The following is a 25,746-nucleotide window of genomic DNA, read 5'->3' on the forward strand; positions in this document are numbered from 1 at the left end:
CGAGCGTCATCGCCGGCCGGCGTCGTTTCACGGCGCGGTGATCGTGCGGATCTCGGCCAGGCCGACGTCGGTCGTCGCGGCCGAGACGCCGGTGACGGTGAGGCGCAGGCCGCTGACCGTGCGCGGGGCGAACGTCAGGATCAACGGTGACCCGTCGTCGGGCAGGGCCCCGACCGGGATCGTGCTGCCGTCCGAGAAGTGCAGCAGACCGGCCGTGACCTGCGATGCGGCGCCCGGGCGGTCGTAGAGGGCGATCTGGCCGAGCCGTTGCGGGGTGGGCCAGCGCAGGTCCAGCCACGCGCCGATGGTCTCGCCGGCGGTCACCCATTCGCCGATCAGCCCGGTGCCGAGCCGGCCGTCGACCGCTTTGGCCGCCAGCTGCACGGTCGCCGCGTTCGCGGAGGACGCGGTGATCCGGGCCTGGGCGGCCACGTTGCGGCCGGGCCCGATCGGCGGGCCGACCGGCACGTTGCGGCGGACGTAGACGCCGTACGTTCCGCGCGTGCACCAGTCCGCGGTCTGGCAGACCACCCGGTCGTGCGGGGCGTAGGTGAGGAAGTAGCCGAGTTTCGTCCCGTACTGCGTGGCGTTCAGGTTCGCCGGCTCCCGGCTGATCGGATATCCAAGGTGCCCGACCGTCCGGTGCGGGGTGCGATAGTGCTGCTGGGCGGCCCAGACGAAGTAGGCCACGGTGTGGTGGTCGTCGTGGTCGCCGTCGCCGTAGGCGCCCCGGAAGTCGAGCGTCCGGATGATCCGCGGACGGTAGCCGGCCAACACCGAGCCGAGCACCGCGAGCAGCGACGTCCGGGTGTAGGCGGGCCCGTCGTCCAGGGTCGGGATCCGGGTCAGCGGGTCGAGCCAGAGCAGTTGCAGGGTCTGGTCGGGCCAGCCGCCGACCCGGTCGGGCAGGCGCAGGAAGAGCAGGGTGACCGGGACGCCGTCGAGGCGGGAGCGGTGGATCGGGTGTCCGCTGATGATCAGCGTGTCCTCGGTCCAGCGCGAAGGGCGGGCGGCCATCCGGGCGTACGCCGCCATCTCGCCCTCCTCGCGCCCGCGCCAGTAGTCCCGGCCCCGGGCGGCGTCACCGGACGTGACGTAGAGCGTCGTGACGCAGCGCCCGCCGACGATGTCGTCGCTGATCTCCGGGTTCACGAAGAGCAGGTCGTCGTCCTCGTGCGCGACCACCGCCATCGTGTTCGTGCAGGTCGCGGCCGCTGCTGCGGCGGGGTCGGGCACGGCGGCGGGCGCCAGGGCGAGCACGGCCGCGGCGATCCTGGTCCAGCGCAACGGCGCTCTCCTCACTGACGGTGCGTTCGTAGGACACCTGCGAGAGGTAAACCGTCGAGTGCCGGTTCGGGTGATTCCGTCCGTACGTCGCAAATCGTCTTTGAAAAGAAAATCATTGAGTGAATGAAGTTACGTTCTCTTTGCAAGGTCTTGCAAAGATCGGACGGCGCCCTAGGCTGAGCCTGCCCTGTCCAAAGAGGATGGTTCCGGCTTGCCGGACATCACCGGTTACCTCCAGGAGAGCTATGCGTTCGCTCAGCAAGGTGCTGCTCGCACTGATCGTCGGTTTCGCCGGAATGGTCGCCGCGATCAGCCCGGCCGCCGCGGCGTCCTCGACGCCCGAGCAGCTCGGCGGGCTCGACATCGGCGCCTACTGCCGCTCGATCGGCTACGCCGACGCCGCCCTGACCGGTTCGACAGCTTATGACTGGCATTGCGTCGCCGCCGACGGCAGCCGGCACGACCTGACCTTCGAGGCGGCCTGCCGCTGGACCTACGGCACCGACGCCGCGGTCGACCGGATCGGCAGCTTCAACGACCCGGCGTCGGTCCTCTGCTACCGCGTCACCCCGACCGTCGTCACCCCCGCGATCAACGATTACTGCACGTCAACCGACCACAGCGCGGCCGCCCTGCTCGGCACCACGGTCTACGACTGGCACTGCGTCAACTACAGCCGCGTCGACCCGGTCTACTTCGACGTCAGCCTGCCGGCCGTCTGCCGGTACACGGTGGGCAGCTCGGCGACGATCGACCGATTCGCCGACTTCAACAACTCCAGCTCCTGGCAGTGCCGCGTCTGATCATGGAAAGACCATCCCGGGGTTGCGCGATGCGTGCAGCTCCGGGTTCTTTCTTTTTCTTTCCCGTACGGCGTTCCGGCGCGCGACCGACCCGAATCCGCTCGGGTAACCTGCCGCCCATGCAGCCCGTCTCGAAGGTGGAACGTCGAGTGGTGACCGCTGCCGATCAGGCCCTGACCCGTCAGGGTCACGTGAGTCCCCTCGACGTGCTGACCGGCATGAACTGACTCACGCCCGGAGCGGTGTGGAACTGGCGGCACGGCCAGACGCCCCACCTGGAGACCGTCGCGGCGGTCACACCGGCCCGGCTGACCGACGCGCTCGAAGTGTTCCGGCGCTGGGCGCACGGCCGTGACCTGCGCCCGAGCGAGGTCGACCATGGAGGACGGCGGGCCGTTCTGCCTCGGCTGCGCCGACCTCGACCACCTGATCTTCCTGCCGTCCGGTGACACGACCCGGACCCGCCGGGCCCGCAAGGCCAGCCGGCCGGCCGCGGTCGTGGTCCGGTTCAGCCGCTCCCGCAAACGTCACGAACGGCAGGGGCTGCTGGTCGAGCCGGCCGTGATCGAGGCGGCCGAGCAGTCCTGCCTGTCCGATGAGGAGGCCCGCGCCCGCCGTCGCGAACGCGACCGGGAACGGCGCGAGGCCTGGGACAAGACGTTCCAGGGACGCGCTCGACCCCGAGGCGGTGACCCGGGCGGTCGTCGCGTCGATCCGGCACGTGGACACGCCGTACGACGAAATGGTGATGAACGGCGTGGAGCGGGACGAGGCCCGGGAGCGGATCCGGGCGGAGATCGATCGGGTTCTCGACCGCCGGCGAAGGTCGCCCTAGGGTTTGTAGCCGCGCAGGATGAAGTCGATCGTCTCGTCCAGGCCCTGCTCGACCTGCTCGTCGGAGAATCCGCCGCTCAGCACCAGCTCGGTCATGCCCTGCAGGACCGCCGCGAGCGGCACCGCGCGCAGGATCACCGGCCCGGTGCGGACCTCGCCGCGGCGCTGACCGTCCTCGATCAGATCCGTGGCCAGAGCCATCAGCCGGTGCGTGGCCGAGATCAGTTCCGCCGGGGCGGTCGGTTCGTGCTTGCGCGAGAACATCAACTCGAGCAGAGCCGCATTACCGACGGCAAATCTCACATAGGTACGGGCGAGCACGCTCAGCCGCTCGGCGAACGAATCCCCGGTCCCGGCCAGGGCGCCGGTCATCGCCGTGGCGAGACGGTCGAAGCCCTCGACGGCGAGGGCGTCCAGCAGTGCGTGTTTCGTCCGGAAATGCCGGCTCGGAGCGGCCGGACTGACCCCCGCCTCCCGCGCCAGCTCCCGCAGCGACAGCTCGCCGGGCCCGCGCTCGCGCAGGGTCTCCTCGGCGAGGCCGAGCAGGGCGGCACGCAGGTCCCCGTGGTGGTAGGGCCGGGTCTTCATACCCCCAGCCTACCGTGATGTAGGCGACGAACACATTGTGATCGTTGCCTACATTGTTATCACCGCCTACATTGAGGTCATGCCTTCGAACCTCGCCGCCGCATTCGGCGCCAAATCCACCGGAGCCCGCCGCGCCCGCGTCGAGGCCTCCCCCCAGTTCTCCGACGGCAAGTTCCGCAACAACGTCCCCACCAGCTCGTCCCTCTCCCTGACCGCCCTCCCCCGGGTCGCCGTCGCCGCATTCACCGGCACCGACGCCCGCCGCCCGCACCGGGCCATCCCCCTCGTCCGCAGCGAGGCCACCGACGCCCAAGGCCTGCACGTCACCTGGTTCGGCCACTCCACCGCCCTGATCGAGATCGAAGGCCGCCGCATCCTGCTCGACCCGGTGTGGAGCGACCGCTGCTCCCCCTCCCAGCTGGCCGGCCCGCGCCGCCTGCACCAGCCGCCGATCCCGCTGCACGAGCTGCCGCCGGTCGACGCCGTGGTCATCTCCCACGACCACTACGACCACCTCGACATGGCCACCATCCAGCACCTGTCCGGCCTGCACCAGGCCACCTTCGTCGTCCCGCTCGGCGTCGGCGCCCACCTGGAACGCTGGGGCGTCCCCACCGCCCGCATCGCCGAACTCGACTGGAACGAGACCACCACCGTCGCCGGCATCGAACTGATCGCCACCCCGGCCCGCCACTTCTCCGGCCGAGGCTTCAGCCGCGACGACACCCTGTGGTCGAGCTGGGTCATCAAAGGCCCGACCCGGCGCGCCTTCTACTCCGGCGACACCGGCTACTTCCCCGGTTTCACGGAGATCGGCGCCGAGCACGGCCCCTTCGACGTCACGCTCGTGCAGGTCGGGGCGTATGGCGGCGACTGGCCCGACATCCACATGGTCCCCGAGGACGGCGTCGCCACCCACGTCGACGTCCGGGGCGGCCTGATGATCCCGGTCCACTGGGCCACCTTCGACCTGGCCACCCACCGCTGGTCCGAGCCCGCCGACCGCACGTGGACCGAGGCCAAGGCCCGCGACGTGCGCCTGGCCATCCCGCGCCCGGGCGAACGCGTGAACGTCGACACCCCACCGGAGATCGACGCCTGGTGGCAGCAGGTCGCCTGACCCGGGCGTCGGAGAATGCAGCGGTGGAATCGCTGAACACCGGGGTGCCGCCCGGGACCGAAGCCCTGGAGCGGGCGCTGCAAACAGCCGAGGAGATGCCCGCGTACGGGCCCGGGCCGGGACGACCGCACCCGGACGTGTGGCTGGGCAGCGCCGAAGCGTTGCGCTGGGTCCTCGGGCGGCGGGACACCACGCCGCTCAGCGGGCGTTCAGTCCCGGCCGACCCCGAGGGCAGCGCGGCGCTGGCCGAGATCGACTACGCCGACGCCTGCTTCCACGGCGGGCGGCTGCCGGTCGGCGGGCCCGGCACGACGTCGTACGTGCTCGGGGTTCAGGACGCGTTGATCTGGGTCCTCAACGGGGAATCGTTCGCGGACACCCTCGACGACGACGAATTGCGGGCCCGGTTCAGTGCTCCTTCTTGATGACGAAGTACGAGCCGCGAATGGTGCCGGCCAGCTTCGACTTCTGCCGGGCGAACTTGAAGTCGCCGAGCTCGGCCGGAACCTCCATGCCGTCGGAGAGCTTGAACCCGACGGCCCGCTTCCCGCCGTCGTCGACGGTGTACATCACGTTGATCGACAGCCCGTCCTCGTAGAAGACGTAGGCCATCCGGATGTTCTCGACCTGAAAGGCGGTCGCCTCAAGCGGGCGGGCCGAGATGACGATGCCGCGCTCCTCCTCGAGGATCCGGGTCACCCAGGCGACGGGCTCCTCGGCCTTGTCAGCCGGATCGACCGTGAAGACGTGGCCGTACTTGTTCTTGAAGTACCGCGCCTCGTTCGCCCGCAGCCCCGCCAGAGCTGCCGCATGCGGCGACGACTCCAATCCGACGGTCGACACGGTCTCGAAGTCCACCGCATAGGACATGACAGATTCCTCCGCTTGTCAGAGCCGGTCACGCCCTCGCGAGGGCCGACCGGCGAGCCCATCGCCCTCACCGTAACGTGGGCTCCGAAGGTGGCGCCCGGACAGACGCATCTTCGAAGCGTGCCGGCGGTCGGCGATCGGCCCGAGCCGGGCGTTCGACCGGCAGCCCGACGGATCAGGTGTTGTCCGGTGACGAGACCGGGACCGGGGCCGGCCGCCGGGAACGGAGCCAGAAGATGGTCAGCGGGATGGCCGTCGCCAGGAGCAGTCCGATGACCGGCCGCCACCCTTGGTACCGGCCGTACGGGACCAGGCCGCCGAACACGAAGTACAACAGCAGAGCCTGGGTGACGTAGCCCGCGGTGTACGGGTCTTTCCGGCCCGGGGCGGACCGGCGGATCACCACGGCGTAGACAACCGACAGGACAAGCGCACCCGACGCGATCAACAGCCCGATGGTGACCAGGGCGGAGTCTGATCTGATGTAGGCGCCTTCGACCGAGACGGGCCGCCCGTGGGAGAACCCGACCGACACGGTGTCGCCCTCATCCACTTTGATCATGGTCTTGCTCATCGGCGTCGTAACCTCCACGCCGTTGTCCAGCCGCAGCGAGAGCTGCTGTGTCACCCAGTCCGAGTCCGAGTCCCAGCCGGAGTCGTACGCCGTCGTCAACACGGTCGCGTCGTGCATCGCCAGCCGGCCGGTGGCGAAGTCGGTACGTGCCGTGATGTCCCCGTAGGCGGGGTAGGCGACGAGAAGCAGCAGGCCGAGGCACAGCCCGGCCGCGTATTTCAGAACAGTGCGTTCAAAAGCACGGTCGCTCCGCTCCGTGTTCATGAGGTCACCATATACACAGGTGTCTCCCCCACAGCCCGGGCCGAGGGCTCGGAGGCAGGAGCAGGGCGGCCCGCAAACCGGACCGCCCACCGTAACGTGGGGTCTGGGGGTCGCCCCCAGGATGGCAAAGGGTGGGGCGGGCGGGACTCGAACCCGCGACCGAGGGATTATGAGATCGAAAACCGCAGTCGATCTACTGGCACAAACGTCCGTCGAGCTGCAAAAACGCTTGCCAAGGTCTGACAGCGTTCCGCTACGTTTGCGGCCCTCGTGCGGACTGATTGCGGACTCTTCGATCTTGGGTGCGCCCTGCTCGCGCACCGCCCGCCCCACAGCCCCGCCGGCACTGACCGCCAGTGCCGGCGTTCGGCAACCCGCGGCACCACCGCGCCCACCCTCTTCGGCGGCAAGCCGCGAAGCGGCGCGGCAGAAGCCGTAAGCCTGTCCATCAGGAATCCGACAGAGCAGCTCCAGTCCTCGGCACCGCTCCTGCCTGACCGGCTACTTCGGCAGCGGAACCGACCGATATGACCGAAGTTAAGTATGGCCGACCGGTAAACCCGTCTTGGACTAGCGCACCTTACTGACTTAACGTGACCACACATTCACTCTTGGCAATATCGGTGAACGGTGGTCGGTCGAATGGCAGGCAACACTCACAGAGCGAACTGCGCAAACGCCAAGAACCCTGGCTGCGAGTGCTCAGGCTGCGGAGGCGCACTACACAGCTGGCAAGGCTGGGCGACCTTGGCTACAGACACCCAAGAGGCACGTAACGACCGTCGAAACCAACTCGAAGCAAAGGTCGAACGGAATAAACGAACCGGCGCACTCAGCTCCAACGCACGAAACCGCCAAGCCTTCGTTGATCTTGCGCGCCTAGACATCACCGATCACCTCTCGACCACCAGCAAGCCACTGGTCGGCCTACCGCCTCAACAAGTAGATCTCTCCGACCCGACGACCTACGCATCTGACCTCGGCAAGCTGAGAACGCTAGCTGAGACTCTCATGGCCGAGACCTGGCCAGAGATCTCTACGGGAATCGACCAGAGCGTCGACAGTGAGCAGGCTGCCCGAGAAATCAAGAAGCAACTGGCCGACCACACATGGTGCACACTCCTCGTTACGCTGATCCGCGGGCTAGAACAAGTGAATCAGGCCTTCAAGTTTGTGTCGGACCAGGGAAAACGCCTCGTCGAAGAAGCCCTGACCGCCAACTTGACAGGCATCTCCAAGACCCTTGCCCGAGTGGTCGTGGGTATCGTCGTGGACAAGGTCTGGGCGGCGCTTTACAGACTCCTCGATGCCCATTTCCCTCTAGTCGGCGAAGACAGCCTACGAGTGCTCCGAATATTGACCCTGTTCACATGCCCATCGGTTGAGCAACACCCAGAGGTCTACAAGCATGCCGCCAAGCCAATGATGGAAGACGGGCTGAAGCTCATCTCTGAAGAAACCAAGAGCCAGCTCGCGGCACTCTTCACTGCCTGGTGGCAGAGACGCAGCCCCGAGAAGAACGGTTAGTCGAGAAGCCTCATCGCTACCGGTCACGGCTGACCGCAACGCAACCGTTGCTGAGATCGAAAACCGCAGCCGATCTAATGACACAAACGTTCGCCGAACAGCGAAAACGCTTGCCATGATCCGACAGCGTCCCGCTACGTTTGCGGCCCTCATGCGAATAATTGCGAACTCCGCGATCTTGGCTGCGACCTGCTCACGCTTCGCCCGCCCCACAGCCCGCCGGCACTGCCCGCCAGTGTCGGCGTTCGGCAACCCACGGCACCACCGCGCCCACCCTATTCGGTGGCAAGCCGCGGAGCGGCGCGGCAACAGCTACGCCCTACCCCTTGACCTCCTCGACGTTCGTAGTATCACCAGCGATACTGAACGGAGTATCCTGGGAGATGTGGCGGACAGACTGGCGAAGATCTTGGCGGAGATGCGCCGGAACCCGAACAACGTCCGGTTCGCGGACCTGCTGTTCGTCTGTTGGCACTACTTCGGGGAACCACGATCGCAAGGCACATCACACTACGTGTTCAAGATGCCCTGGCCCGGCGACCCTCGGGTCAACATCCAGGACAAGGGCGGCAAGGCGAAGCCTTACCAGGTCAAGCAGGTGCTGACCGCGATCGAGAAACTGGGGGAACGATCGTGAGCGTGGCAGACCACTACACCTATCGAGTCCACTGGTCAGCCGAAGACGGCGAGTACGTCGGCACCGTCGCCGAGCTGCCGTCGGTCTCCTGGCTCGCCGAGGACCGCATGGAAGCCTTCGTCGGCATCCAGCGCGTCGCCGAAGAGATCGTCGCCGACATGGAAGCCTCCGGCGAAACTCCCCCGGTGGCCATCGCCGATCGGCACTACTCCGGCAAGTTCCAAGTCCGCGTACCCGAAGAGGTCCATCGCCGCCTGGCCATCCGCGCGGCCGAGCAGGGCGTCTCTCTGAACGCCCTGGCCTCCTCACGCCTGGCCGGCGCCTGACCAATGTGAGAGCCCGTCGTCAAGCTGGTCGATTGCCGCCCAGCTCGCCTACGACAAGCATCAACTGGAGAGGCAATTCCTTGTCGTAGTGACCGACCTGGGCGACGATCCCCCGGGCCCCGGCCTGCCAGAGCTCAATCTCAAAGAACCACCCCGTCAGATACTCGAACATCGAGGCGCCCGGGCATCGGGCGAAGCCTCGCCGTCGAAGTAAGGCCGGATGTCCCTGCGCTCAGGTGGCCCGTAGCGGTAGGTCAGCACCTGCGCCAGTTGTGCGCGGTCAGCTTCGAAGGATGTGAGCGCCAGGTCGAAGTCGCCATCCTCGGTCTCCCAGTCATAGAACGACTGGCTCTCGCGAAGATCGACATGGTGAGGTTCGGGCCTACCGCGGTTGTCCATCACGAACGGCTCGGCGAGCAACTGATCAAGCTTGGAGATCCACTCGTCCACAGCGGTGACCCTAGCCATGCCCCTCGCGCGGAGATAGCCCGCACAGCTGTCATCGCGGCATCGTCACCGCGCCCACCTTAGCCATCCCAGAGGCTGAGCCCCGCCGGGGCATCTCCTGCCCATAGGCACCGCAACCGAGAACCGGCCGGTGCGCCGGCCGATGCCGGCCGGAGGCCGCCAGCAGGCCGAGCGCGACCGGCCCGCGCCGCGCTTGCGCGGCGCCTTGATCTTATATAGCCGAATTCGGCAGCATGGGCGTCCGCCAGGACATCCAGACCAATAGCGGCACGCACCCATCTCGCCCGCGGCACATCACAGTGGGATACCAGCCGCAACGAAAAATGTCGCGAGGTGGCTACATGTCGAGCAACCAGTCGCGAACCGCTATGATTGCGCTTCATGCCATCAATCGATGCCAGGATCGGCGGGGGTGTTCGGTGCGTAACCTGAGCGAGGTCGAGTCATTCGGTGGATCAGCCGCCGAAGACGATGATGTTGAACGTTTCTTCGTCGAAACGCCAGCATTTTCTTTGCTGACTAACGGCCGCAAGCACCTGGTGGTAGGTCGCAAAGGATCCGGCAAGACTGCCCTCTACCTAGCAATGATCAACAGCGCTGAGCGTGAAGGTAGCTTGAGCGTGGGCCTGACGTTTAAACAGTATCCATGGGCGGCGCACCTGAAGTACGCCTCAACCGAGGTTGATTCTACAGAAAGATTCGTCTCTTCTTGGCTTTTCCTCACGCTAGTAGAGACATTCTCAACTCTAATCGAGTCGTCCGGGCCTAAACTGGATCGCAATCAAAGAAGAGCCCTCGACGATGTTTCAAAATTCTTGAGGAATAACTACGGCACCACCCACCTGGATTTCAAACATCTATTTCCCGCCGGAGGGCTTCGGCTCGAGAAGGTTGACATCAAGCCCGAGATTCTCAAAAACTCTCTAGGTGGCCTCACTAAGTCACGGACCGGCGAAAGCTTAGGCGCCACACTAACTAGGGTTAATGAGTGGCTGTTCGAAAAGCTGCAGGTGCTTGGCGACCGAATTCCCAAGACCTACGTGCTTTTTGACGAGCTTGATTTAGGATTCGATCCAGACAAGAGCGAGTACAGCGACCGCGTGATCGGCCTCCTGGTCGCCATGAGAATTTTCGTTTCGCGAATCACGCGCAACAAAATTCCGGTACATCCAATCATCTTCCTCCGCACAGACATTTTTGATCTACTTCACTTCGGCGACAAGAACAAAATCGTAAACGCCGAGATGGTCGAACTCGCGTGGCATGACCAGCTAAATCACACAGGCGCAAGCCTTAAGCACCTCATCGACTGGAGGATCAAGGAGGAGTTGGAAGTTGGCAACCTCGACGATGCCTGGGATAGCGCTTTCGACGAACAGCTCACTCGCGGCACACAGCACAAATTTCAGCATATGACCTTTCGCACCTTTTTACGCCCGCGAGACGTTATCCAGTTCGCTAACTTCGCTTTGACCGCAGCTCAAACCCGGGCAAGCATGGAGGCAGCCTCAAAGGAGGATTTGCGCATCACGAATGTCGACATCAAGGCCGCACGCATCCCTTATTCGACCTACTTTCGGCGTGAGTTGGATGACGAAATCGCTGCGATTGAACCCTCATGGCAGGACTACCTCGAAGTTCTCCGAACTGTGGGCGCGGCAAAGTTTACTCGGGCCGACTATGAGAACGCCTTCGAAATTGCCAAACGAAAGTTCGGTTTAAAGCTCTCGGTCGAAGATTCATTGTCGCTACTTTACCGATTCTCAATTCTCGGCTTTGAACGAGCAGTGACCGGTGCAGGAATTATTTACCAATTTCGATACACCGACCCGTCGGTACCATTCGAGTCTGATGCGTCATATTTCTACGTCCACCGAGGCCTGAAGGAGACGCTCGGTCTCACAGAGACTCTGACGTAAACGGCAAGTTTGCAGTCAAGATGTCCCCGCTACCGCAAGCCGTGACACTTACTAAACTCGTGCAGCCAAGGCAATACTCATCCATGCCTCGAGCCGGTCAGGCATGACTTGCCCAAGATCGGAAATTTGCGCGAACACGTCAACCGATTTTCGCACCGCCTGAATTCTAATTGCTAGTACAGCGACATCGTACGCATGCTCGCCGCTTATCCCACGTGGGTCGATGAACTTCCAACGGCCGAGATCGGCGGCAATGATGTTGCCGCTGGAGGCATCGCCATGACAAAGAGCTGGTGTATGGTCGCAAGCCAAGCCGTCCAGCAGCGTCAGAGCCATATTGCGTTCGCTAGCCGGTGCCACAACAGTTCCGGGACGCAGATCAGTAAGATGGTCATCTTTAAGTCGGTCGCGAAGCCAGTCAAACACTGAAGGCATGTCAGGCAGCGGGGCTGGTTGGGCCCGCATCATCGCCAGCGGCGCGAAAAGCGCCTGGGGATTGACGGATGCCGGGTCAGTCTGGCTGAGCGGAGTCCCCGGTAGGACGCGATCGGCCACGGTCCAGGTTCCGTGATCGGCGGTGACAACCTCGTGTATCTGCGGGCTGGCGCCCAGATCGGCCAGTGCTACGGCTACGGCTGCCTGGTCGCGGCCGCGGGGGTCTGGGCTGCTGCGGAGTACGAGTGGACCGTCCGGGGTGTCCACGGCGGCGACGAATCCATAGCGGGCTGGCAGGATACTGCGCGGTGTGGCCTGGTAGCGCTCGCAGAGGGTTTGGAACTCTTCGTGGACCTTGGCTGCCCACACGTCCGCGAGATCCGGCCAGCGGCGCTGAACGTTTGCCAGCACGTCGGCCGGCAAAGCGAGCTGGTCCTTCATAGGTTCGGCTTTGCGGCGACGCTGGACAGCACGTCAGCGATGGCCTGCATGGAGTCGATCACCACGTCTGCTCCCGCGTCCGTGAGTCGCTGGTGCTTGCCCGGCTTATTGGCGTAGCCGACGGTCGGGATACAGGCAGCTTGGCCTGCCTCGATGTCAGTTACTGAGTCGCCGATAAAAATGGCAGCATCACGGCTTGCCCGTGCGGCGGTCGGCCCTTGCTCCACGAGGAACGGGTTCGGCTTGAGTAGGCTTGGGTCCATGCCGTCGAAGCGAGCGACGATGCCGTTCACGTAGCGGAGTAGGTCGTGCTGGTGGAGGTAGGCCTCGATGGCGGCGCTGCTGTTGTTGCTGACGATGGCGACTGAGCGGCCGGTGGCGTGAGCTGTGCGGAGCACGTCCGCCGCTCCAGGTGTCGGGGTGGCTGTAGCAACGGCTGTCACCTCGGCGTCGCGGCAGGCGTCGGATACCTCGCGGGTCAGGCTGTCGTCTGCGACCGCGGCGACTGCTATCAGGATTTCTAGCGGGTCGAACGGCAGGTCAGCGAACACCGGCGCCAGCTCGGCCCCACCGCGCTGCTGGGCAAGCGCGCGCATCTCCTCGGCGATCGTACGGGCCGGATGGCCGGCAAACACCGAACAGATGGGGCCGTCAAAGTCGATCAGTAGACACTCGGCGCTGGCGAGCAAGTTGACGAGGGTCACGGCGTGTACTCGTGGGCGATCGTGGTCCAGATGCTGTCGAACCAGGCTTGGGACTGCTGGACGAACTGGTCGTTCGCGTCGCCCTCGTCGCCGGTGATGACGTAGTGGAACAACGGGACGTCCTTGCCGAGCACGTCGAAGATCGGGACTGGCTGCTTGTCTACAGACACGGTATTGCGGACGACCCGGTAGAAGCCGAAGAAGACCTCGTCACGGTTGATGATGTAGAGCTTCGACAGGACCGTGGTGCCGTAGGCGCGGACTTCGGTCGTGGCGTTGCGGACCAGGCCGAGTGTGGCCAGTTCGCTGACGGATTCCTCGATCGCCTCGGTGTGGCGGCGGGCGATGCGAGCGGCGCGCTCGCGGACCGCGGGGTCGTCGCTGGCTGGCTCAGCGCGGGACGGAACGATCGCGGGCTGGGTCAGGTCCGGGAGCAGGATGCGGATCGCGATCGACTCAGGTGTGAGGCGCCCGGCGCGGATCTTGTCCAACGGTTCCTGGATGGCGCCGTGCAGGGTCTCGCTGGAAAAGCCGGCGAAGTCGAGCGTGATGTGCGATTGCTCGAACGCGGCCTCGATGTGTGGCCGCAACCCGACCGGGCGATCGGTCTGGGCGCGGACGAACGCGCCACTCCCCTGCCGGCTCACGATCAGTCGGTCGTCGCGCAGGATGCGGAGCGCGGACTTGACCGTCTCGCGAGCCACGCCGTACCGCTCGGCCAACTCGTTCTGTGACGGCAGCCGTTCACCTGGGGCGAAGCGACGCGTCAGGATCGCCGCGCGCAGCACGTTGGCGATCTGCTGCGAAGCCGGACGGGCGTCGTCCGGCTCCAGGTCGTCGAGGTCGCGAGCTTCCACGTTCACATCGGACAGCTTAAGGCCTGGCTAGCCAGGCCAGGGATTTCAGTCATCGAGGGGTTGCATCTGACTAGCGGCACCCTTACGTTGAATGTGGCTAGCCAAGCTAGCCAAATAAGTCCTCGATCGACTTGATCGCCGAGCTTCACCCGGCTGACCTTGTTCTAACGAGGGCGGTCGGGCACCGGGGCGGGACCGCTTGGTCGTCATAAACCTGCCCCGGTGTCCGCTCCACGCTGCTGCGGAGGTCCGGTCATGCCCGAACCGCTCAACGCCGGCGGGCAGACACCGCCGATCGAACCGCCTACCGGATGCACCAGCACGCTGATCTGGCGGCTGGCCCGGCGCCTCTACGCCGATCACCAGCCCGGCCCGGACGGCTGGTGCCTGAACTGCCGCCCCGCAATCCTCTACCCCTGCGTCGCCCGCCAGCTAGCGGACTTCGGCCTTGCGACCGCGATGGGACATACGGCGGCCGCCCCACACCTCGCGAACAAAGGCCACCACTGGTGAGCGGCGTTCTGGTGATTTCCACCCCGCCCGATCTCCCAGTTCCAGCCGATCAACTCATCGGTCGTGTTCTGGAGGTTCCGGCCGGCGGCTGCCGGTATCGCAATGGCGTCCTGGTCCTGCTCGTGCATCGCGTTCGGCTCGACATCTCGCAGTGGTACGACGGCCTGTGGGTCTGGGTCGAGGGCGACGAACTCGTCGGCGGCTACCGGCTCGGCTGGACGCAAGCCCTCGTACACGTCACCGCCTGCCACCCGGTCGCCGAACCCCACAGAGCGTGACCGGGATGCCAATCGAGCCAGTCCCAGCGAAGTACGCGCACATCGCCGATGCGGTGCAACAGCGGATCGAGCGCGGCACCTACCCGCCGGGGTCCATGCTGCCCAGCGAATCCCAGCTCGTCCGCGAGTTCGACGCATCGCGATCGACGGTCGTCCGGGCGCTGGAGTACCTGCGCCAGCTCGGCTACCTCGAAGGCCTACAGGGAAAAGGCCGTCTTGTCCTCGGCTCTCCCCCGCGCCGGCGCCCGGCAATGCCCGACCGGGTCTTCGACGCGCTGCACGCGGCGGAGCTCACGCACGGAACGGTCATCGGAGCGGGCCGCGCGCCCGCCTCGTCGCGGATCGCAACGATGCTCGCCATCCCCGTTGGTGAAGCCGTGATCGCTCGTCAGCGAGTCATGCAGGGCGACGGGGAAGACCGTTCGACGCTGTCGACGGTCTACCTTCCGGCGGTTGCGGCGATCGGCACCGGGTTCGCCGATGCCGGGCCGCTACGCGAGGGCGCCCTCGATCATCTTGAGCGCTGCCGGCGACTCGTCGCGGCCGATGTGATTGAACGACTGTCCGCGCGGCCGGCAACCCCTCGCGAATCGACGCTTCTCACAGTCCAGCCGCGGACGGTCGTACTGACGAATCTGCTGGTGATCCGCAATGCGGCGGCAAAGCCGCTGCTCATAGTCGATCTTGCGGGCATGCTTCCGGCTCAAGGCATCGAAGAAATTTTCTCTCTCCACTAAGGATTTACTTGGCTAGCCATGCTGTTCATGTGCTAGCTTCGGTCCAACTTGGTTAGTCAAGTAACCAGGTCCGACGGAGGGAGTCGTTCGGTGATTCCGAACTCGATCAAGGTGCCGGTTCCGTGGGACTACGTCGCTCCGCACGGCGCGCTCTGCCTCGGCGTGGAGCCGGCCACCGACTTCGACAAGCGCGGCCAGGGCGACGACCAGCTTCGCGACAAGGAGACCGGCGAGCGCATCTGGCTGGTCCGCCTGCTCGACCTGGACCCGGAGGCCGGAAAGTTCGGCGGGTCCAAGGAGTTCAAGGTCAAGGTCGTGGCGCCGCACCAGCCGGTCCCGCCCACCTCGGCGGTGCCGGGCTACCCGCCGATCGTCGAGTTCGCCGACGTGATGCTCACGCCGTACGTGGACTCGCAGAAGTGCAAGGGCGTCGGCGCCAAGTGCCGGGCGCGGCTCGGCTGGTCGATCCGCGCCACCGCGATGACCGCCCCGCAGGCGAACCGGGCCAAGGCTGCTTGACCTGCACGTAGCCGCGTCCGGGAGCGGGGCCAACAACCGCCAAGAAGTTCTCCCCGCCCCGGGCGCTCAACCACTCCACCCACAAAAGGAGAGGGCTGCGATGCCCAAGCTATCCGATGCTGCCCGCATCACCACCAAAGACAACACCATCTGGCGTACGTGTACCGGCTGCGGCCTGCCGAAATCACTGCCGCCAGAGGTCGACCGCTGCACCGTGTGCATCACGTCTGACGAACAGCCTTTCCCTGACGACCAGGAACAGGCGCGCCGGTACGCGGCGCTGGTCTACCGGATCGAGGCGTGGGCGTCGATGCCGCACGCCACTGACGCGGAACGCCTCGACGGCATCCGCCAGGTTCTGATTACGGCAGACCTGCACAAGGCGGTGCCGTGATGCCGCTGATCAACATCATCCGCGGCGAGACGATCCCGGTCGCACCGCTCAACGTCCGCACCCCGTTCGTCAAGCTCCCGATCTGGCTGGTCGTCGTCTGGGAGATCTTCAAAGCGCTGTACTGGCTGTTCATCAACTACGTCCGGCACTGGTACGTCACGCTGCCGATCACGCTTCTGACCGCGCTGTACGTCGTCCACGGATGGCAGGCTCTCACCGCAGTGGTGGGCGGAATCGCGGCTGCGGCGACCGGTTGGTCGTTCGCCCATCGGCCCAGCTGGCTGCGGTTCGGATGGTGGCCGGCCCTCGCCAAGCTGCGGCGCTTCGTCTACCGGCGGCGGTGGATGGCCGCGATGGTCACCGCGAACCTCTCCATCTCCTACGACAAGCGCACGATCATCCCGCAGATCCGCCGTGTGCGGTGCCGGGCTGGCGGCTGCGACGAAGTCCTGGTCCGCATGGTCACCGGGCAGATCCCGGACGACTTCGCCAAAGCGTCCGAGCGGCTGGCGCAGACGTTCGGGGTCCGGCAGGTCAAGGCCATCCCCGGCCCGGCCTACGGCAGCGTGGTCCTGGTCCTCATGCGCGGCGACACACTGCGGGAGATCGTCAAGCCGTTGGCGGTCCCGTTCAAGCCGGATTTCACCGCGCTGCCGATCGGCGTCCAGGAAGACGGGGACCTCTACCGTCTCCGCCTGTTCGGCACGCAGGTCCTGATCGTCGGCGCGACCGGCTCCGGCAAGGGCTCGGCCATCTGGTCGATCGTCCGCGCGCTGGCCGGCGGTGTCGGCTCCGGGCTGGTCGAGCTGTGGGGCCTGGACCCCAAAGGCGGCATGGAACTGGGCATCGGCCGGCCGCTGTTCGCCAAGTTCGCCGCTCACGACTTCGCCGAAATGGCCGCCATGCTCGAACACGCGGCGGCCACCGCCCAGGACCGCGCGGCCCGGCTGGCGGGGCTCACTCGTCAGCACGTGCCGACCGAGAACGAGCCGTTGATAGTCCTGATCATCGACGAACTTGCGAACCTGACCGCCTACCTGACCGAACGCCAGCTCAAAGACCGGATCAAAGCCGCGCTCGGCATCGTGCTGACCCAGGGCCGCGCCGTCGGCGTCCACGTGATCGCCGCGATCCAGGACCCCCGCAAGGAAGTCCTCCCGGCCCGTGGCCTGTTTCCGACCCGAATCGGACTACGGCTCTCGGAACCGGCAGAGGTCGACCTGGTCCTCGGCGACAACATGCGCGACCGCGGAGCGTTGTGCGACCGGATCCCGCAGACCCAACCCGGCACCGGCTTCGTCGTCCTCGAAGGCGACCCGACCCCGATGCGGATCCGGCTCACCTACTGCGACGACACCACCGTCCGCGACATGGCCGCGGACTACGGGGTCGCCGAGTGAGCCACCACGACTTCTCAGCCCACCGGCTCCACCTCGTCACCGTTGGACGCCGCTGCCTGCAACTGCTCGCGACGGTCCATGACCAGCTGGCGTGCCTCCGGGAGCGTGGTCACCCGGGTAATGCGGGCTTCCATGATCGCCTCCATGATCTGGCCAGCCCGGATCAGAGCATCGATCTTCGTCCAGTCATCCACGCCCAGCATCCTGACAGGGAGCAGCCTCGATGACCGCACTCACCCGGTCCGACAAAATGGAATCCCTGGTTCTGGCCGCCATCCTCACCATCGTCGCCGTGGCCGCCGGTTGGGCATCGTTCACCCACGTCCACGACTGGACCATGCGCCACGCCCTGACCGGAACCCCGGACGCCTTCGGCTGGGTCAACGCGGTCATCTCCGAACTGGTGCCTGTCGCTGCCCTACTGACGATCAAGCGCCGGCGGCGTGACGGCGGCCCGCTCGGCTACCCGCTGTTCCTGCTCATCGCCGCCGGTGCACTCTCGCTGTCGGCTCAGCTCGCCGTCGCTCAGCCCAGCCCCTCGGGATGGCTGCTGTCCGCGGTCCCTGCCCTAGCCTTCATGGCCCTGGTCAAGCTGGTCTTCGCCACCACTCCGGCGGCGGAAGATGCAACCCTTGCACCGGCCAGTACCCCGACGCCGGTGGTCACGCCGATCCCGGTGCGGCCGCTCGCTCGGTCCAACGGGGTGCCGGTCATCGGGCAGGTGACGCGATGACTGCTCAGGCCCTGCCCCGCCCCGGCTCGCGGGCCGCACGCCTCGCCCAACCTCGCGCCGTCGACGCGCTCAAAGACCTCGCCATCGACCACGGCGTCTGCATCCGCCCGATCGCGCTGCGCCGGACTGACCTCACCACCGGCAAGACCGAACTCGTCGACCTGCCGTGCGGCGCCACTCTGGAAGCCAAGTGCCCGCCGTGCGCCAAGAAGGCGCGGCGGCTGCGGCAGATCCAGATCCGGGAGGGCTGGCACCGGGCCGACGAACCTCAGCCCGGCCCGGCACCGGCCACCGCGAAGCAACGTGAGCTGATCACCGCACGGGCGCACCTCGAATTCGACCGGGCCAGCATCGAACTCGTCCCGATGGACCCCGCCGACCGGGCGACGGAGCTCGAACGAATCGCCGCCGCGATCGACGCCGTGGAACAGGAGATCGCCGCGGAAGGACTGCGCGGCAGCATCGCTCCCGGCACCAAGCGAGGCGAGGAGGAAGACGACGACCAGCCTCGACGGGTCCGGTCGACGAAGCGTCGGCAAGACGTGCCCGATCTCCCCCGGCAGAAGGTCGACGCGCGCACGGTCGGCCGGACCTACGTTGGCTCGGACGGGGTCGAGCACCGGCCCTCGATGTGGCTCACCCTGACCTTGGACAGCTACGGGCCGGTGCACTCGATCCACCAGGGCCGGCCGTGCTCCTGCCGCCGCCACCACACCGCCGATGACCCGCTGCTGGGCACACCGATCGACCCGTCCCGGTACGACTACCGGCGAGCGGCCTGGGACGCCGTGCACTTCCCACGGCTGCTCGACCGGTACTGGCAGAACCTGCGCCGCGCGGTCGGCTGGAACGTCCAGTACGCGGGTTGCGTCGAGCCTCAGCGCCGGTTGGCGCCACACGCGCACTTCGCCATCCGCGGCACCATCCCGCGCACGATGTTGGAGCTGGTCGCCAAGGCCACCTACCACCAGGTGTGGTGGCCACCGGCCGACCAGCTCCGGTACCCGATCAACCGGCCGCCGGTCTGGGACGCCAAGGCAGAGGCGTGGGCGGACCCGGACACCGGCCGTCTGCTGCCGACCTGGGGCGAAGCCCTGGACGCGGTCGACGACGACCCCGACGCCGAGCCGGCGCACCTGGTCCGCTTCGGGGCACAGGTCAAGGCGAAGGGCGTCGACATCGGCTCCGGCGACGTGGAACGCACGATCGGCTACATCACCAAGTACGTGACCAAGTCCGCCGCGGACTGCCACACGACGACCAGCGACCCGCAGCGCCAGCACCTCGACCGGCTCTGGCACGAACTTCGCGTCACCCCGTGCTCGGAACGCTGCTCGAACTGGCTGCTCTACGGCGTCCAGCCCAAGAAGACACACGGCAGGCTCCGGCCGGGTCACTGCAAGGGCCGGGTCCACCAGAAGACGACCCTCGGGATCGGCGGCCGTCGCGTGCTCGTCTCCCGCGACTGGTCCGGCAAGACCCTGGCCGACCACCGCGCCGACGCCCACGCCTGGGTCAAAGCGGTCCTCGGCGTCGCGGAAGAGGAACCGGACGAAAAGCCGGGGGTCGCCTGGGAGATGGCCAGACACGACGACCCCGACCTGCCACCGCTCGAACACCGGCTCTTGCGCGCGATCTCCCAACGCATCCAACGCCGAACACAGCTCAACGCCGCCAGACAAGCGAGAGAAATGGAGCCCAACCGGTGAGGCACGGAAACGTTCGGCAACTCCCGCTCGCCCCTCGATTGTGGTCGGTCGACGACGTTTCCAACTTCCTCGGCATCCCGGTCGGAACCCTCTACCAATGGCGCCATCGCGGCCAGGGACCCCGCGCCCGCAAGGTCGGCCGCCACCTCCGATACGACCCCGTTGACGTGCAGTCCTGGCTAGAAGAGGCGGCCTGAAGTGAGCGTTGCAAAGCGACCCAACGGCATGTGGCGCGCCCGCTACCGCGACGCCTCCGGCCGCGAGCACTCCTGACACTTCGACCGCAAGGCCGACGCCGAGCGCTGGCTCGCCTCGGTGAAAACGAGCATCGCTCGCGGCGAGTGGGTGGACCCCGCCCTGGCAAAGGTCACCGTCGGCGATTGGGCCGCGGTTTGGCTCGGCAACCAGGTGCAGCTCAAGCCATCGACCCGCTTCCGGTACGAAATCCTGCTCAAGAACCAGATCCTCCCGGTCTGGGAGCGGGTCCAGCTCTCGGCAGTCACGCACGCCGATGTGGGCGAGTGGATCCGCCGGCTGTCCGAATCCGGCTACTCCGCTTCAACCGTTCGGCAGTCGCACCGCGTCTTCTCTCTGCTGCTGGCCTTGGCGGTCCGGGACGGCCGGCTCCCTCGCAACGTGGCGACCGGGGTCAAGCTCCCGCGGGTCGGCCGCGCGGAGAAGACGTTCCTCACCCACGTCCAGGTCGCCGACCTCGCAGAGGCCGCCGGCCCGTACGGCATCGCCGTGGCGGTTCTGGCCTACACCGGCCTGCGCTGGGGCGAACTGGCCGCGCTCCGGGTCAAGCGGGTGGATCTGACCCGCCGGCGCCTGCTGGTCGCCGAGTCGATGACCGAGATCAACGGCAAGGCTGTCTTCGGCACACCCAAGACCCACCACCGCCGCTCGGTGCCGTTCCCCCGCTTCCTGGCCGACCCCCTGAAAAGCCAGATCGCTGGCCGCGACCGCGACGACCTGGTCTTCCCGTCGCCGGAGGGCGAAGTGTTACGCAACAACAACTTCCGGCGGCGCGCCTTCGACCGCGCGGCAGCTGAAGTGGAGCTCAAGGGGCTCACCCCGCATGAGCTACGTCACACCGCGGCCAGCCTCGCGGTAGCGGAAGGCGCCAACGTCAAAGCCGTCCAACGGATGCTCGGCCATGCCTCGGCCGCCATGACGCTCGACGTCTACGCGGATCTCTTCGAAGACGACTTGGACCAGGTCGCGGACCGTTTGGACCAGGCCGCGACCCGCTCAAGTGCGGACTATTTGCGGACTGATCATGATGCCCCGGCCTTCGACGCGGTCCAGCCGAGACGAAAGCCGAGGTGAGTATGGTGGGGCGGGCGGGACTCGAACCCGCGACCGAGGGATTATGAGTCCCCTGCTCTAACCCACTGAGCTACCGCCCCGTACCGGCGGCGATACTATCCCGCGGCCTGCGATCGGAGCTAGCGATCTATCGCTCCACCAGCGTCTGTGGCAACAAAACGATTTGATATCGCGGGTCGGAGACCATGTCCGGTGGCTGCAGGTCGGCCACCGCGAGGGTGTCGTCCTCGCTGACGCTGGGCGAGTCCGGGCCGTCCGAGGTGGTGAATTCGGCGAAATTCTCCGGGTTCAGGTCGCTCAACACGCCTCCCACAAGCTCAACACGTCTCCCAAAAAGCGACGAAAAGGATCAGACACCGACTCGGGCTCCCAGGGATGTCAGGACTTGGCCGGCGGTTCGCCAGCCGCCGGCCATGGCGCCCTGGGTGGACGGACTGTCGCGATGATCACCTGCGACGAAGAGGCCGTCGCCGAGGGCGACCGGTTTGCGCAGCGCCCATTGGGGGACGCGGGCGGCCGGGAGCGCGTGGGGGACGCTGACGACGTTGAGGAGTTCCCATTCGTCGGTGGGGGTGCCGTACATCCGGGCCAGTTCGACGCGGATGACCGCTTCGGAGGCGCTGGACGGGGCGGAGACGCCGACGACGGTGGCGGCGATGAGGCTGCGGCCGCCGGGCGCGTATTCGGGGGCGGCGTTGCTGATGACCACGGTGTTGGCGATGATTTCGCGCCGGTCGCCGTCGAGCAGCAGGATGGGTTCGTCGATGGGGGCGCGTTCGGCGCCGAAGTAGAACGTGGTCAGCCCGTGCATGTCGGGCCGGGGTAGTTGCGGGAGCAGTTCGGAGGCGCTGATCGGGTCGGTGGCGACGATGACCGCGCGGCAGTGGATCTCGCCGCCTTCGGTGACGACCAGGCCGGGTCCGATGCTGAGTGTCCGGGCGCCGATGAGCAGCTGCGGGAACGGCAGCGGTCCGGCGATGGCCGCGGGCAGGGCGGCCATGCCGGCGGCGGGCACGCCGATCCGGCCGCGGGTGAAGGAGCGCAGCACCATGCTGGTGACGTGGCTGGACGTGTCGAGCGACCGGTCGGCGAACACGCCGGAGAAGAACGGTCGCAGCACTTCTTCGATGATCCGGTGTGACAGTCCGGCTTTGCGGAGCATCTCCTGGGTGGTCGTCTCGGGCGTGTCGAGCAGCCGGTCGACCGGTGTGGTCGCGCATCGGGTGGCCAGCGCGGCGAATTTGAGCCGGTCGGTGAGGGTGCCGATCCCGGAGAGCAGGGTTTGCGGCGTGGTGAGCGGTTCGCGCAGCGGGTTTTCCAGCCGGTGCAGGCTGCCGCCGCGGCGGACCAGCACGCCGGCGGTCAGGTAGCGCATCTCCAGGGCGTCGACGTCGACGAGCGCGGACAGCCGCGGGTAGGCGGTGTTGAGCACCTGGAATCCGCGGTCCATGTGCCATCCGTCGATGATGTCGGTGGCGACGCGCCCGCCGACGCGGTCGGATCCTTCGACGAGCAGCCATTCGACCCCGGCGCGGTCGAGTCGGCGGGCGGCGGACAGCCCGGCGAGACCACCGCCGACGATGACGACGTCCACCTCGACCGGCTGCGACATAACCACCTCACTGACAGCGAACAACGCAGGCCCCAGCGTAACCGCGCACTTGGTGCCAAGGAGGCGAAAGAGCAAGGGCCACAAAAACCCCAACATTTGGTACGTACGCCGTCAGGCCTCCAGAAGCCCCGCCGTGCCCTCCGACTCGCGGCGAACCCGTTCCCGCCGCGCGTACCAGCAGGGCCCCCGCTGCGCCATCAGGTAGGCCCGCTCCCCGATCGGCTGACGGACCCAGTACGTGCAGCACCGCGCGTCCCCGCCGTCCCCGCAGTCCCGCCGGTCGAGCAGTTCCCGCAGTTCCCCGGCCCGTTCCCGCCCGGCCACCCGCCCGAACGCCCGCCGCACCACCAGGCCCCGCTCGGGGTCCGCGGCCAGCAACGCCTCGATGGCCTCGATCGCCCCGGCCCGGATCCCGGCCACGTGATCAACGGCCCGCTCCACCAGGAACCATTCCTGCCCGTCGAGCGGTTCGGCCGCCATGACCCGCACCGCCGCCTCCCGAACCCGCCCGTCCCGATCCAGGCTGTCCAGCACGACGTCCAACGGTGTCGCCACCTCGCCCCGCGGCCACGACGGCAGTTCCCCCCGCCCACCATGAAAGATCAGCGCGTCGAGCAGCCCCGGACACCCACCAAGATCAGCCAACTCCACCCGAGCCCGCCCCGCCGGCGCCGCCCGCATCTCCCGGACCAACTCCCGAACCCGATCGAGATCGTGACGTTCCACGGGCCCGACCCGCTCCCGGATCCGAGCAGTCTCCCGCTCCACCTGAAGATCACGCCGATTCGCGACCACACCGGCCCACCCGCCACCGCCGAAGAAGAGCACCCCGGCCACCGAAAGAAGCAGGTCCCCGGGCCGGAACGGCTGCACCGAGTCCACCCCGATGGCAACGAACCCCAGGGTGAAGACCAGACAGGCCAGCATCAGAAGCCCGAAACGCAACTTTTCCCGCGGCGACATGCCCGCACCGTACGGGAAATAGATCTTGATCTGCGAAGCGATTTTGACCTGACCCCGACCACCGACAAGCCGCAACCGGCCGTAACGCGGGGTTCCAGGGGGCTCGGCCCCCTGGGCTAGCAAAAGGGGAAGGGCCCTGGTCTGCGCTTTTCAGCAGACACAGGGCCCTTCCCGCCCGCTCCCCCGATTGGACTCGAACCAATAACCTGCCGGTTAACAGCCGGCTGCTCTGCCAATTGAGCTACAGGGGATCGTGCTTGCCGCCGGGTTTCCCTGGCGACGGAGAGAAGATTACACGACGCCGGGGGCTTCGCGCGAAGGGGTATCCCCGTGCCTCATCCGTCAGGTGTGACGCGGGGCAACAGGAGTGAAACCAGGATGTCTGGAGTACCGGCGCGGCAGGATGGGTATGCACGGCGAACAGACGCAAGCGCGTCACGACACGGAAGGAGCCGCTCATCATGCGCGGAAAGCTTTTGTTCCTCGGCGGTCTCGCGGCGGGCTTCGTCCTGGGCAGCCGGGCCGGCCGCGAGAAGTATGAGGAGATTCGGGCCAACGCCCAGAAGTTCTGGGAGCACCCGACGGTCCAGGAGGCCGCCGGCGTGGCGCAGGCCCAGGCGAACAAGCTGTACACCGAGGGCAAGGACAAGCTGCAGTCGTCCAAGCTGGGCGAGAAGCTGGGCACCACGACCAGCGGCAACAGCACGGACGATCTGCTCGCCCCGACGGATTCCCTCTCCGCCGGCAAGGCTCCGGGCACGCTCTGACCACCGAGCTCGCCGGAAAAGCCGCCCCGACCGGGGCGGCTTTTCCGTTTCCGGGATCAGGGTGCGGCGCAGGGTTCGCTCTCCGGCACCAGGCCGAGGGTGGTCAACTGCCGGATTACGTACGCCATGTCGGCCGCGGTGGTCGCGCCGCCGTCGACCTCGATGTACTCGGTGCGGGCGGTGTCGGCCGCGAGCAGGTGCCGCAGGACGGGCTGCCAGGCCGCGGCCGGGTCGGTGATCCGCACCGTGATCACGGACAGGCCGGCGTCGGTCAGACGGTCGATGCCGTCCTGCGGGGCGGGCCAGTCGCGGACGACCCGGGCCAGGTCCAGGCAGACGCCGAGCCGGTCCTTGTCGACCCGGGCCAGGGCGGCGACCGTCTCCTCGGGACTGTCCAGCACGTACCCCGGCCGGGGTTCGAAACCGACCCGCACCGCGCGGCCGACGCGCCAGGCCAGGTCGGCCAGGCCGCCGGAGAGGCGACCGAGGTGCCGGGCGGCGGCCCGCTCGTGCGCCTCGTCCCAGATCTCGCGCCGGCCGAGCCCGCTGGTGCCGACCGCGCCCCGGACCTCGTCCTCGGGGAGCAGGTCGACCAGGATGCGGGCCAGGTCGAGGGTGTGCTGCAGGCGGGCGGTCTCGCTCCAGTCGGGCAGGACGCCGCCGGGGAGCATCGGGTCGTTCTCGGCGCTCGCGTCGGGGGAAGTCGACCCGGACGCCGGGCCGGACTCCGGGTCCGAAGTCGGCTCGGCGGCAGGGTCGGATATCGGCTTCGACGCCGGCTCGGCTGTCGGTGCGGCCGGGTCCGCCGGCTCGGGGGGTGCGCCGCCGCCCTCGGCGTCGGGCCCGCCGCTCAACGTGACGACCTCGAGGCTGCGGGCGTCGAGTTCGGCACGAAGTCGGGTGCGGGCGCGCCCGTCGTCGACGAGGGCGGCGGCAAGCGGGTAGGACAGGCGCAGGGCGATCGTGAGCGGTCCGGGATATCCGGTGCCGGCGGCGTTTCCGGTCAGGCCGCCGCCGCTCAGACCGGCCCGCAGCTCGGCCGCGGCCGCGTCGAGCATCGCGAACGCCTCGGCCGGGGTCGCCGCGTCGATTAGGCTCACGCCGCAGATGAGGTGCACGATGCGGCCGGAAGGATGTC

Annotated in this window: 34 protein-coding genes and 2 tRNA genes; 20 read left to right on the forward strand and 16 right to left on the reverse strand. The window is 67.0% G+C overall.

What is annotated here, in order from left to right; genetic code table 11:
* Window positions 1-27 precede the first annotated feature (27 nt).
* Complete coding sequence (locus ACSHV8_RS33945) at window positions 28-1,287, reverse strand: DUF7402 domain-containing protein (protein WP_436522516.1); 1,260 nt, start codon at window positions 1,285-1,287, stop codon at window positions 28-30.
* Window positions 1,288-1,532: 245 nt separating this feature from the next.
* Between ACSHV8_RS33945 and ACSHV8_RS33950 the strand changes: the two genes are divergently transcribed.
* From ACSHV8_RS33950 to ACSHV8_RS33960, 3 genes are all read left to right on the forward strand, one after another.
* Entirely contained in the window at window positions 1,533-2,090 is a 558-nt protein-coding gene (locus ACSHV8_RS33950; protein ID WP_436522518.1) for a hypothetical protein, read from the forward strand.
* Window positions 2,091-2,332: 242 nt separating this feature from the next.
* A complete protein-coding gene (locus ACSHV8_RS33955; protein WP_436522520.1) occupies window positions 2,333-2,539 on the forward strand; it encodes a hypothetical protein in 207 nt (68 codons plus the stop codon).
* Window positions 2,540-2,685: 146 nt separating this feature from the next.
* The gene (locus ACSHV8_RS33960; RefSeq protein WP_436522522.1) at window positions 2,686-2,925 is read left to right on the forward strand and encodes a DUF2293 domain-containing protein; all 240 of its coding nucleotides are present in this window, start codon (window positions 2,686-2,688) and stop codon (window positions 2,923-2,925) included.
* Here the strand turns inward: ACSHV8_RS33960 and ACSHV8_RS33965 are convergent.
* The gene (locus tag ACSHV8_RS33965; RefSeq protein ID WP_436522524.1) at window positions 2,922-3,512 is read right to left on the reverse strand and encodes a TetR/AcrR family transcriptional regulator; all 591 of its coding nucleotides are present in this window, start codon (window positions 3,510-3,512) and stop codon (window positions 2,922-2,924) included. The two genes, ACSHV8_RS33960 and ACSHV8_RS33965, sit on opposite strands and share 4 nt — an antisense overlap.
* 79 nt (window positions 3,513-3,591) lie before the next feature.
* On the opposite strand from ACSHV8_RS33965, the gene ACSHV8_RS33970 reads away from it, so the two are divergent.
* Window positions 3,592-4,632: an MBL fold metallo-hydrolase gene (locus ACSHV8_RS33970; protein WP_436522526.1), complete on the forward strand. Its 1,041-nt coding sequence runs from the start codon at window positions 3,592-3,594 to the stop codon at window positions 4,630-4,632.
* A gap of 23 nt (window positions 4,633-4,655) precedes the next feature.
* Window positions 4,656-5,057 (forward strand): hypothetical protein, encoded by a 402-nt coding sequence (locus ACSHV8_RS33975; RefSeq protein ID WP_436522528.1) that lies wholly within the window; start codon window positions 4,656-4,658, stop codon window positions 5,055-5,057.
* On the opposite strand, the gene ACSHV8_RS33980 is transcribed toward ACSHV8_RS33975, so the two are convergent.
* Window positions 5,041-5,502: a phage tail protein gene (locus ACSHV8_RS33980; protein ID WP_436522530.1), complete on the reverse strand. Its 462-nt coding sequence runs from the start codon at window positions 5,500-5,502 to the stop codon at window positions 5,041-5,043. The two genes, ACSHV8_RS33975 and ACSHV8_RS33980, sit on opposite strands and share 17 nt — an antisense overlap.
* 175 nt (window positions 5,503-5,677) lie before the next feature.
* A complete protein-coding gene (locus ACSHV8_RS33985) occupies window positions 5,678-6,340 on the reverse strand; it encodes a hypothetical protein (RefSeq protein ID WP_436522532.1) in 663 nt (220 codons plus the stop codon).
* 747 nt (window positions 6,341-7,087) lie between these two features.
* Between ACSHV8_RS33985 and ACSHV8_RS33990 the strand changes: the two genes are divergently transcribed.
* The 3 genes from ACSHV8_RS33990 (at window position 7,088) to ACSHV8_RS34000 (ending at window position 8,830) form a co-directional block, all read left to right on the forward strand.
* Window positions 7,088-7,867 carry a hypothetical protein gene (locus ACSHV8_RS33990; RefSeq protein WP_436522534.1) on the forward strand — a complete coding sequence of 260 codons (780 nt, stop codon included), beginning with the start codon at window positions 7,088-7,090 and terminating at the stop codon, window positions 7,865-7,867.
* 385 nt (window positions 7,868-8,252) lie between these two features.
* A complete protein-coding gene (locus ACSHV8_RS33995) occupies window positions 8,253-8,504 on the forward strand; it encodes a toxin HicA (protein WP_436522536.1) in 252 nt (83 codons plus the stop codon).
* Window positions 8,501-8,830, forward strand: a complete 330-nt coding sequence (locus ACSHV8_RS34000; RefSeq protein ID WP_436522538.1) for a type II toxin-antitoxin system HicB family antitoxin — start codon at window positions 8,501-8,503, stop codon at window positions 8,828-8,830. The genes ACSHV8_RS33995 and ACSHV8_RS34000 overlap by 4 nt, the downstream gene beginning before the upstream one ends.
* Window positions 8,831-8,849: 19 nt before the next feature.
* Here ACSHV8_RS34000 and ACSHV8_RS34005 read toward each other — a convergent pair whose 3' ends face one another.
* Together ACSHV8_RS34005 and ACSHV8_RS34010 are read right to left on the reverse strand one after the other, a co-directional pair.
* A complete protein-coding gene (locus ACSHV8_RS34005; protein ID WP_436522540.1) occupies window positions 8,850-9,002 on the reverse strand; it encodes a hypothetical protein in 153 nt (50 codons plus the stop codon).
* A complete protein-coding gene (locus ACSHV8_RS34010; RefSeq protein ID WP_436522542.1) occupies window positions 8,987-9,280 on the reverse strand; it encodes a hypothetical protein in 294 nt (97 codons plus the stop codon). The genes ACSHV8_RS34005 and ACSHV8_RS34010 overlap by 16 nt, the downstream gene beginning before the upstream one ends.
* A gap of 359 nt (window positions 9,281-9,639) precedes the next feature.
* Between ACSHV8_RS34010 and ACSHV8_RS34015 the strand changes: the two genes are divergently transcribed.
* Window positions 9,640-11,217 (forward strand): P-loop ATPase, Sll1717 family, encoded by a 1,578-nt coding sequence (locus tag ACSHV8_RS34015; RefSeq protein ID WP_436522544.1) that lies wholly within the window; start codon window positions 9,640-9,642, stop codon window positions 11,215-11,217.
* A gap of 51 nt (window positions 11,218-11,268) precedes the next feature.
* Here the strand turns inward: ACSHV8_RS34015 and ACSHV8_RS34020 are convergent, their stop codons facing one another.
* From ACSHV8_RS34020 to ACSHV8_RS34030, 3 genes are read right to left on the reverse strand one after another with little or no spacing between them, the layout of a single operon-like run.
* Complete coding sequence (locus tag ACSHV8_RS34020) at window positions 11,269-12,093, reverse strand: aminoglycoside phosphotransferase family protein (RefSeq protein WP_436522546.1); 825 nt, start codon at window positions 12,091-12,093, stop codon at window positions 11,269-11,271.
* Complete coding sequence (locus tag ACSHV8_RS34025; RefSeq protein ID WP_436522548.1) at window positions 12,090-12,797, reverse strand: HAD family hydrolase; 708 nt, start codon at window positions 12,795-12,797, stop codon at window positions 12,090-12,092. The genes ACSHV8_RS34020 and ACSHV8_RS34025 overlap by 4 nt, the downstream gene beginning before the upstream one ends.
* The gene (locus ACSHV8_RS34030; RefSeq protein ID WP_436522550.1) at window positions 12,794-13,660 is read right to left on the reverse strand and encodes a winged helix-turn-helix domain-containing protein; all 867 of its coding nucleotides are present in this window, start codon (window positions 13,658-13,660) and stop codon (window positions 12,794-12,796) included. Before ACSHV8_RS34030 ends, ACSHV8_RS34025 begins: the two co-directional genes overlap by 4 nt.
* A gap of 249 nt (window positions 13,661-13,909) precedes the next feature.
* On the opposite strand from ACSHV8_RS34030, the gene ACSHV8_RS34035 reads away from it, so the two are divergent.
* The 6 genes from ACSHV8_RS34035 (at window position 13,910) to ACSHV8_RS34060 (ending at window position 17,495) form a co-directional block, all read left to right on the forward strand.
* On the forward strand, window positions 13,910-14,167 hold the full coding sequence (locus ACSHV8_RS34035) for a hypothetical protein (protein WP_436522552.1): 258 nt from the start codon (window positions 13,910-13,912) through the stop codon (window positions 14,165-14,167).
* Window positions 14,164-14,445: a hypothetical protein gene (locus ACSHV8_RS34040; protein ID WP_436522554.1), complete on the forward strand. Its 282-nt coding sequence runs from the start codon at window positions 14,164-14,166 to the stop codon at window positions 14,443-14,445. The genes ACSHV8_RS34035 and ACSHV8_RS34040 overlap by 4 nt, the downstream gene beginning before the upstream one ends.
* A 5-nt stretch (window positions 14,446-14,450) precedes the next feature.
* Entirely contained in the window at window positions 14,451-15,182 is a 732-nt protein-coding gene (locus ACSHV8_RS34045; RefSeq protein WP_436522556.1) for a GntR family transcriptional regulator, read from the forward strand.
* A gap of 90 nt (window positions 15,183-15,272) precedes the next feature.
* On the forward strand, window positions 15,273-15,701 hold the full coding sequence (locus ACSHV8_RS34050; RefSeq protein ID WP_436522558.1) for a hypothetical protein: 429 nt from the start codon (window positions 15,273-15,275) through the stop codon (window positions 15,699-15,701).
* A 100-nt stretch (window positions 15,702-15,801) separates the two neighbouring features.
* A complete protein-coding gene (locus ACSHV8_RS34055; protein WP_436522560.1) occupies window positions 15,802-16,095 on the forward strand; it encodes a hypothetical protein in 294 nt (97 codons plus the stop codon).
* Complete coding sequence (locus ACSHV8_RS34060; protein WP_436522562.1) at window positions 16,095-17,495, forward strand: FtsK/SpoIIIE domain-containing protein; 1,401 nt, start codon at window positions 16,095-16,097, stop codon at window positions 17,493-17,495. The genes ACSHV8_RS34055 and ACSHV8_RS34060 overlap by 1 nt, the downstream gene beginning before the upstream one ends.
* A gap of 14 nt (window positions 17,496-17,509) precedes the next feature.
* On the opposite strand, the gene ACSHV8_RS34065 is transcribed toward ACSHV8_RS34060, so the two are convergent.
* Window positions 17,510-17,689 (reverse strand): hypothetical protein, encoded by a 180-nt coding sequence (locus ACSHV8_RS34065; protein ID WP_436522564.1) that lies wholly within the window; start codon window positions 17,687-17,689, stop codon window positions 17,510-17,512.
* 29 nt (window positions 17,690-17,718) lie between these two features.
* On the opposite strand from ACSHV8_RS34065, the gene ACSHV8_RS34070 reads away from it, so the two are divergent.
* The 4 genes from ACSHV8_RS34070 (at window position 17,719) to ACSHV8_RS34085 (ending at window position 21,266) form a co-directional block, all read left to right on the forward strand.
* Window positions 17,719-18,228, forward strand: coding sequence for a DUF2637 domain-containing protein (locus tag ACSHV8_RS34070; protein ID WP_436522566.1), 510 nt, complete (start codon window positions 17,719-17,721; stop codon window positions 18,226-18,228).
* Window positions 18,225-19,937, forward strand: coding sequence for a replication initiator (locus tag ACSHV8_RS34075; protein WP_436522568.1), 1,713 nt, complete (start codon window positions 18,225-18,227; stop codon window positions 19,935-19,937). Before ACSHV8_RS34070 ends, ACSHV8_RS34075 begins: the two co-directional genes overlap by 4 nt.
* Window positions 19,934-20,134, forward strand: coding sequence for a helix-turn-helix transcriptional regulator (locus ACSHV8_RS34080; protein WP_436522570.1), 201 nt, complete (start codon window positions 19,934-19,936; stop codon window positions 20,132-20,134). The genes ACSHV8_RS34075 and ACSHV8_RS34080 overlap by 4 nt, the downstream gene beginning before the upstream one ends.
* Before the next feature lie 118 nt (window positions 20,135-20,252).
* Window positions 20,253-21,266, forward strand: coding sequence for a tyrosine-type recombinase/integrase (locus ACSHV8_RS34085; protein ID WP_436522572.1), 1,014 nt, complete (start codon window positions 20,253-20,255; stop codon window positions 21,264-21,266).
* A 3-nt stretch (window positions 21,267-21,269) separates the two neighbouring features.
* Here the strand turns inward: ACSHV8_RS34085 and ACSHV8_RS34090 are convergent.
* The 5 genes from ACSHV8_RS34090 to ACSHV8_RS34110 all read right to left on the reverse strand — a co-directional run bounded on the left by ACSHV8_RS34090 (window position 21,270) and on the right by ACSHV8_RS34110 (window position 24,092).
* Window positions 21,270-21,346, reverse strand: a tRNA-Ile gene (locus tag ACSHV8_RS34090).
* Between the two features lie 47 nt (window positions 21,347-21,393).
* Window positions 21,394-21,567, reverse strand: coding sequence for a hypothetical protein (locus ACSHV8_RS34095; protein ID WP_436522574.1), 174 nt, complete (start codon window positions 21,565-21,567; stop codon window positions 21,394-21,396).
* A 48-nt stretch (window positions 21,568-21,615) separates the two neighbouring features.
* A complete protein-coding gene (locus ACSHV8_RS34100; RefSeq protein WP_436522576.1) occupies window positions 21,616-22,878 on the reverse strand; it encodes an NAD(P)/FAD-dependent oxidoreductase in 1,263 nt (420 codons plus the stop codon).
* Between the two features lie 111 nt (window positions 22,879-22,989).
* Window positions 22,990-23,841: a hypothetical protein gene (locus ACSHV8_RS34105; RefSeq protein WP_436522578.1), complete on the reverse strand. Its 852-nt coding sequence runs from the start codon at window positions 23,839-23,841 to the stop codon at window positions 22,990-22,992.
* Between the two features lie 178 nt (window positions 23,842-24,019).
* Window positions 24,020-24,092 (reverse strand) — tRNA-Asn (locus ACSHV8_RS34110).
* A gap of 210 nt (window positions 24,093-24,302) precedes the next feature.
* Here ACSHV8_RS34110 and ACSHV8_RS34115 point away from each other — a divergent pair.
* Window positions 24,303-24,608, forward strand: a complete 306-nt coding sequence (locus tag ACSHV8_RS34115) for a hypothetical protein (RefSeq protein WP_436522580.1) — start codon at window positions 24,303-24,305, stop codon at window positions 24,606-24,608.
* Window positions 24,609-24,664: 56 nt separating this feature from the next.
* On the opposite strand, the gene ACSHV8_RS34120 is transcribed toward ACSHV8_RS34115, so the two are convergent.
* Window positions 24,665-25,708, reverse strand: a complete 1,044-nt coding sequence (locus ACSHV8_RS34120) for a hypothetical protein (protein ID WP_436522581.1) — start codon at window positions 25,706-25,708, stop codon at window positions 24,665-24,667.
* Window positions 25,709-25,746 lie beyond the last annotated feature (38 nt).

The organism is Actinoplanes sp. HUAS TT8 (genome assembly GCF_051380535.1).
Classification (GTDB): Bacteria; Actinomycetota; Actinomycetes; order Mycobacteriales; family Micromonosporaceae; genus Actinoplanes.

Excerpts from the sequence above, each read along its gene's own strand:
- ACSHV8_RS34100 (WP_436522576.1), bottom strand. The coding sequence starts at position 22,878 with ATGTCGCAGCCGGTCGAGGTGGACGTCGTCATCGTCGGCGGTGGTCTC.
- ACSHV8_RS33970 (WP_436522526.1), top strand. The coding sequence starts at position 3,592 with ATGCCTTCGAACCTCGCCGCCGCATTCGGCGCCAAATCCACCGGAGCC.
- ACSHV8_RS33950 (WP_436522518.1), top strand. The coding sequence starts at position 1,533 with ATGCGTTCGCTCAGCAAGGTGCTGCTCGCACTGATCGTCGGTTTCGCC.
- ACSHV8_RS33985 (WP_436522532.1), bottom strand. The coding sequence starts at position 6,340 with ATGAACACGGAGCGGAGCGACCGTGCTTTTGAACGCACTGTTCTGAAA.
- ACSHV8_RS34055 (WP_436522560.1), top strand. The coding sequence starts at position 15,802 with ATGCCCAAGCTATCCGATGCTGCCCGCATCACCACCAAAGACAACACC.
- ACSHV8_RS33965 (WP_436522524.1), bottom strand. The coding sequence starts at position 3,512 with ATGAAGACCCGGCCCTACCACCACGGGGACCTGCGTGCCGCCCTGCTC.
- ACSHV8_RS34075 (WP_436522568.1), top strand. The coding sequence starts at position 18,225 with ATGACTGCTCAGGCCCTGCCCCGCCCCGGCTCGCGGGCCGCACGCCTC.
- ACSHV8_RS33980 (WP_436522530.1), bottom strand. The coding sequence starts at position 5,502 with ATGTCCTATGCGGTGGACTTCGAGACCGTGTCGACCGTCGGATTGGAG.
- ACSHV8_RS34015 (WP_436522544.1), top strand. The coding sequence starts at position 9,640 with ATGTCGAGCAACCAGTCGCGAACCGCTATGATTGCGCTTCATGCCATC.
- ACSHV8_RS34105 (WP_436522578.1), bottom strand. The coding sequence starts at position 23,841 with ATGTCGCCGCGGGAAAAGTTGCGTTTCGGGCTTCTGATGCTGGCCTGT.
- ACSHV8_RS34045 (WP_436522556.1), top strand. The coding sequence starts at position 14,451 with ATGCCAATCGAGCCAGTCCCAGCGAAGTACGCGCACATCGCCGATGCG.
- ACSHV8_RS34115 (WP_436522580.1), top strand. The coding sequence starts at position 24,303 with ATGCGCGGAAAGCTTTTGTTCCTCGGCGGTCTCGCGGCGGGCTTCGTC.
- ACSHV8_RS34070 (WP_436522566.1), top strand. The coding sequence starts at position 17,719 with ATGACCGCACTCACCCGGTCCGACAAAATGGAATCCCTGGTTCTGGCC.
- ACSHV8_RS34005 (WP_436522540.1), bottom strand. The coding sequence starts at position 9,002 with ATGTTCGAGTATCTGACGGGGTGGTTCTTTGAGATTGAGCTCTGGCAG.
- ACSHV8_RS34020 (WP_436522546.1), bottom strand. The coding sequence starts at position 12,093 with ATGAAGGACCAGCTCGCTTTGCCGGCCGACGTGCTGGCAAACGTTCAG.
- ACSHV8_RS33960 (WP_436522522.1), top strand. The coding sequence starts at position 2,686 with ATGAGGAGGCCCGCGCCCGCCGTCGCGAACGCGACCGGGAACGGCGCG.
- ACSHV8_RS34035 (WP_436522552.1), top strand. The coding sequence starts at position 13,910 with ATGCCCGAACCGCTCAACGCCGGCGGGCAGACACCGCCGATCGAACCG.
- ACSHV8_RS34060 (WP_436522562.1), top strand. The coding sequence starts at position 16,095 with ATGCCGCTGATCAACATCATCCGCGGCGAGACGATCCCGGTCGCACCG.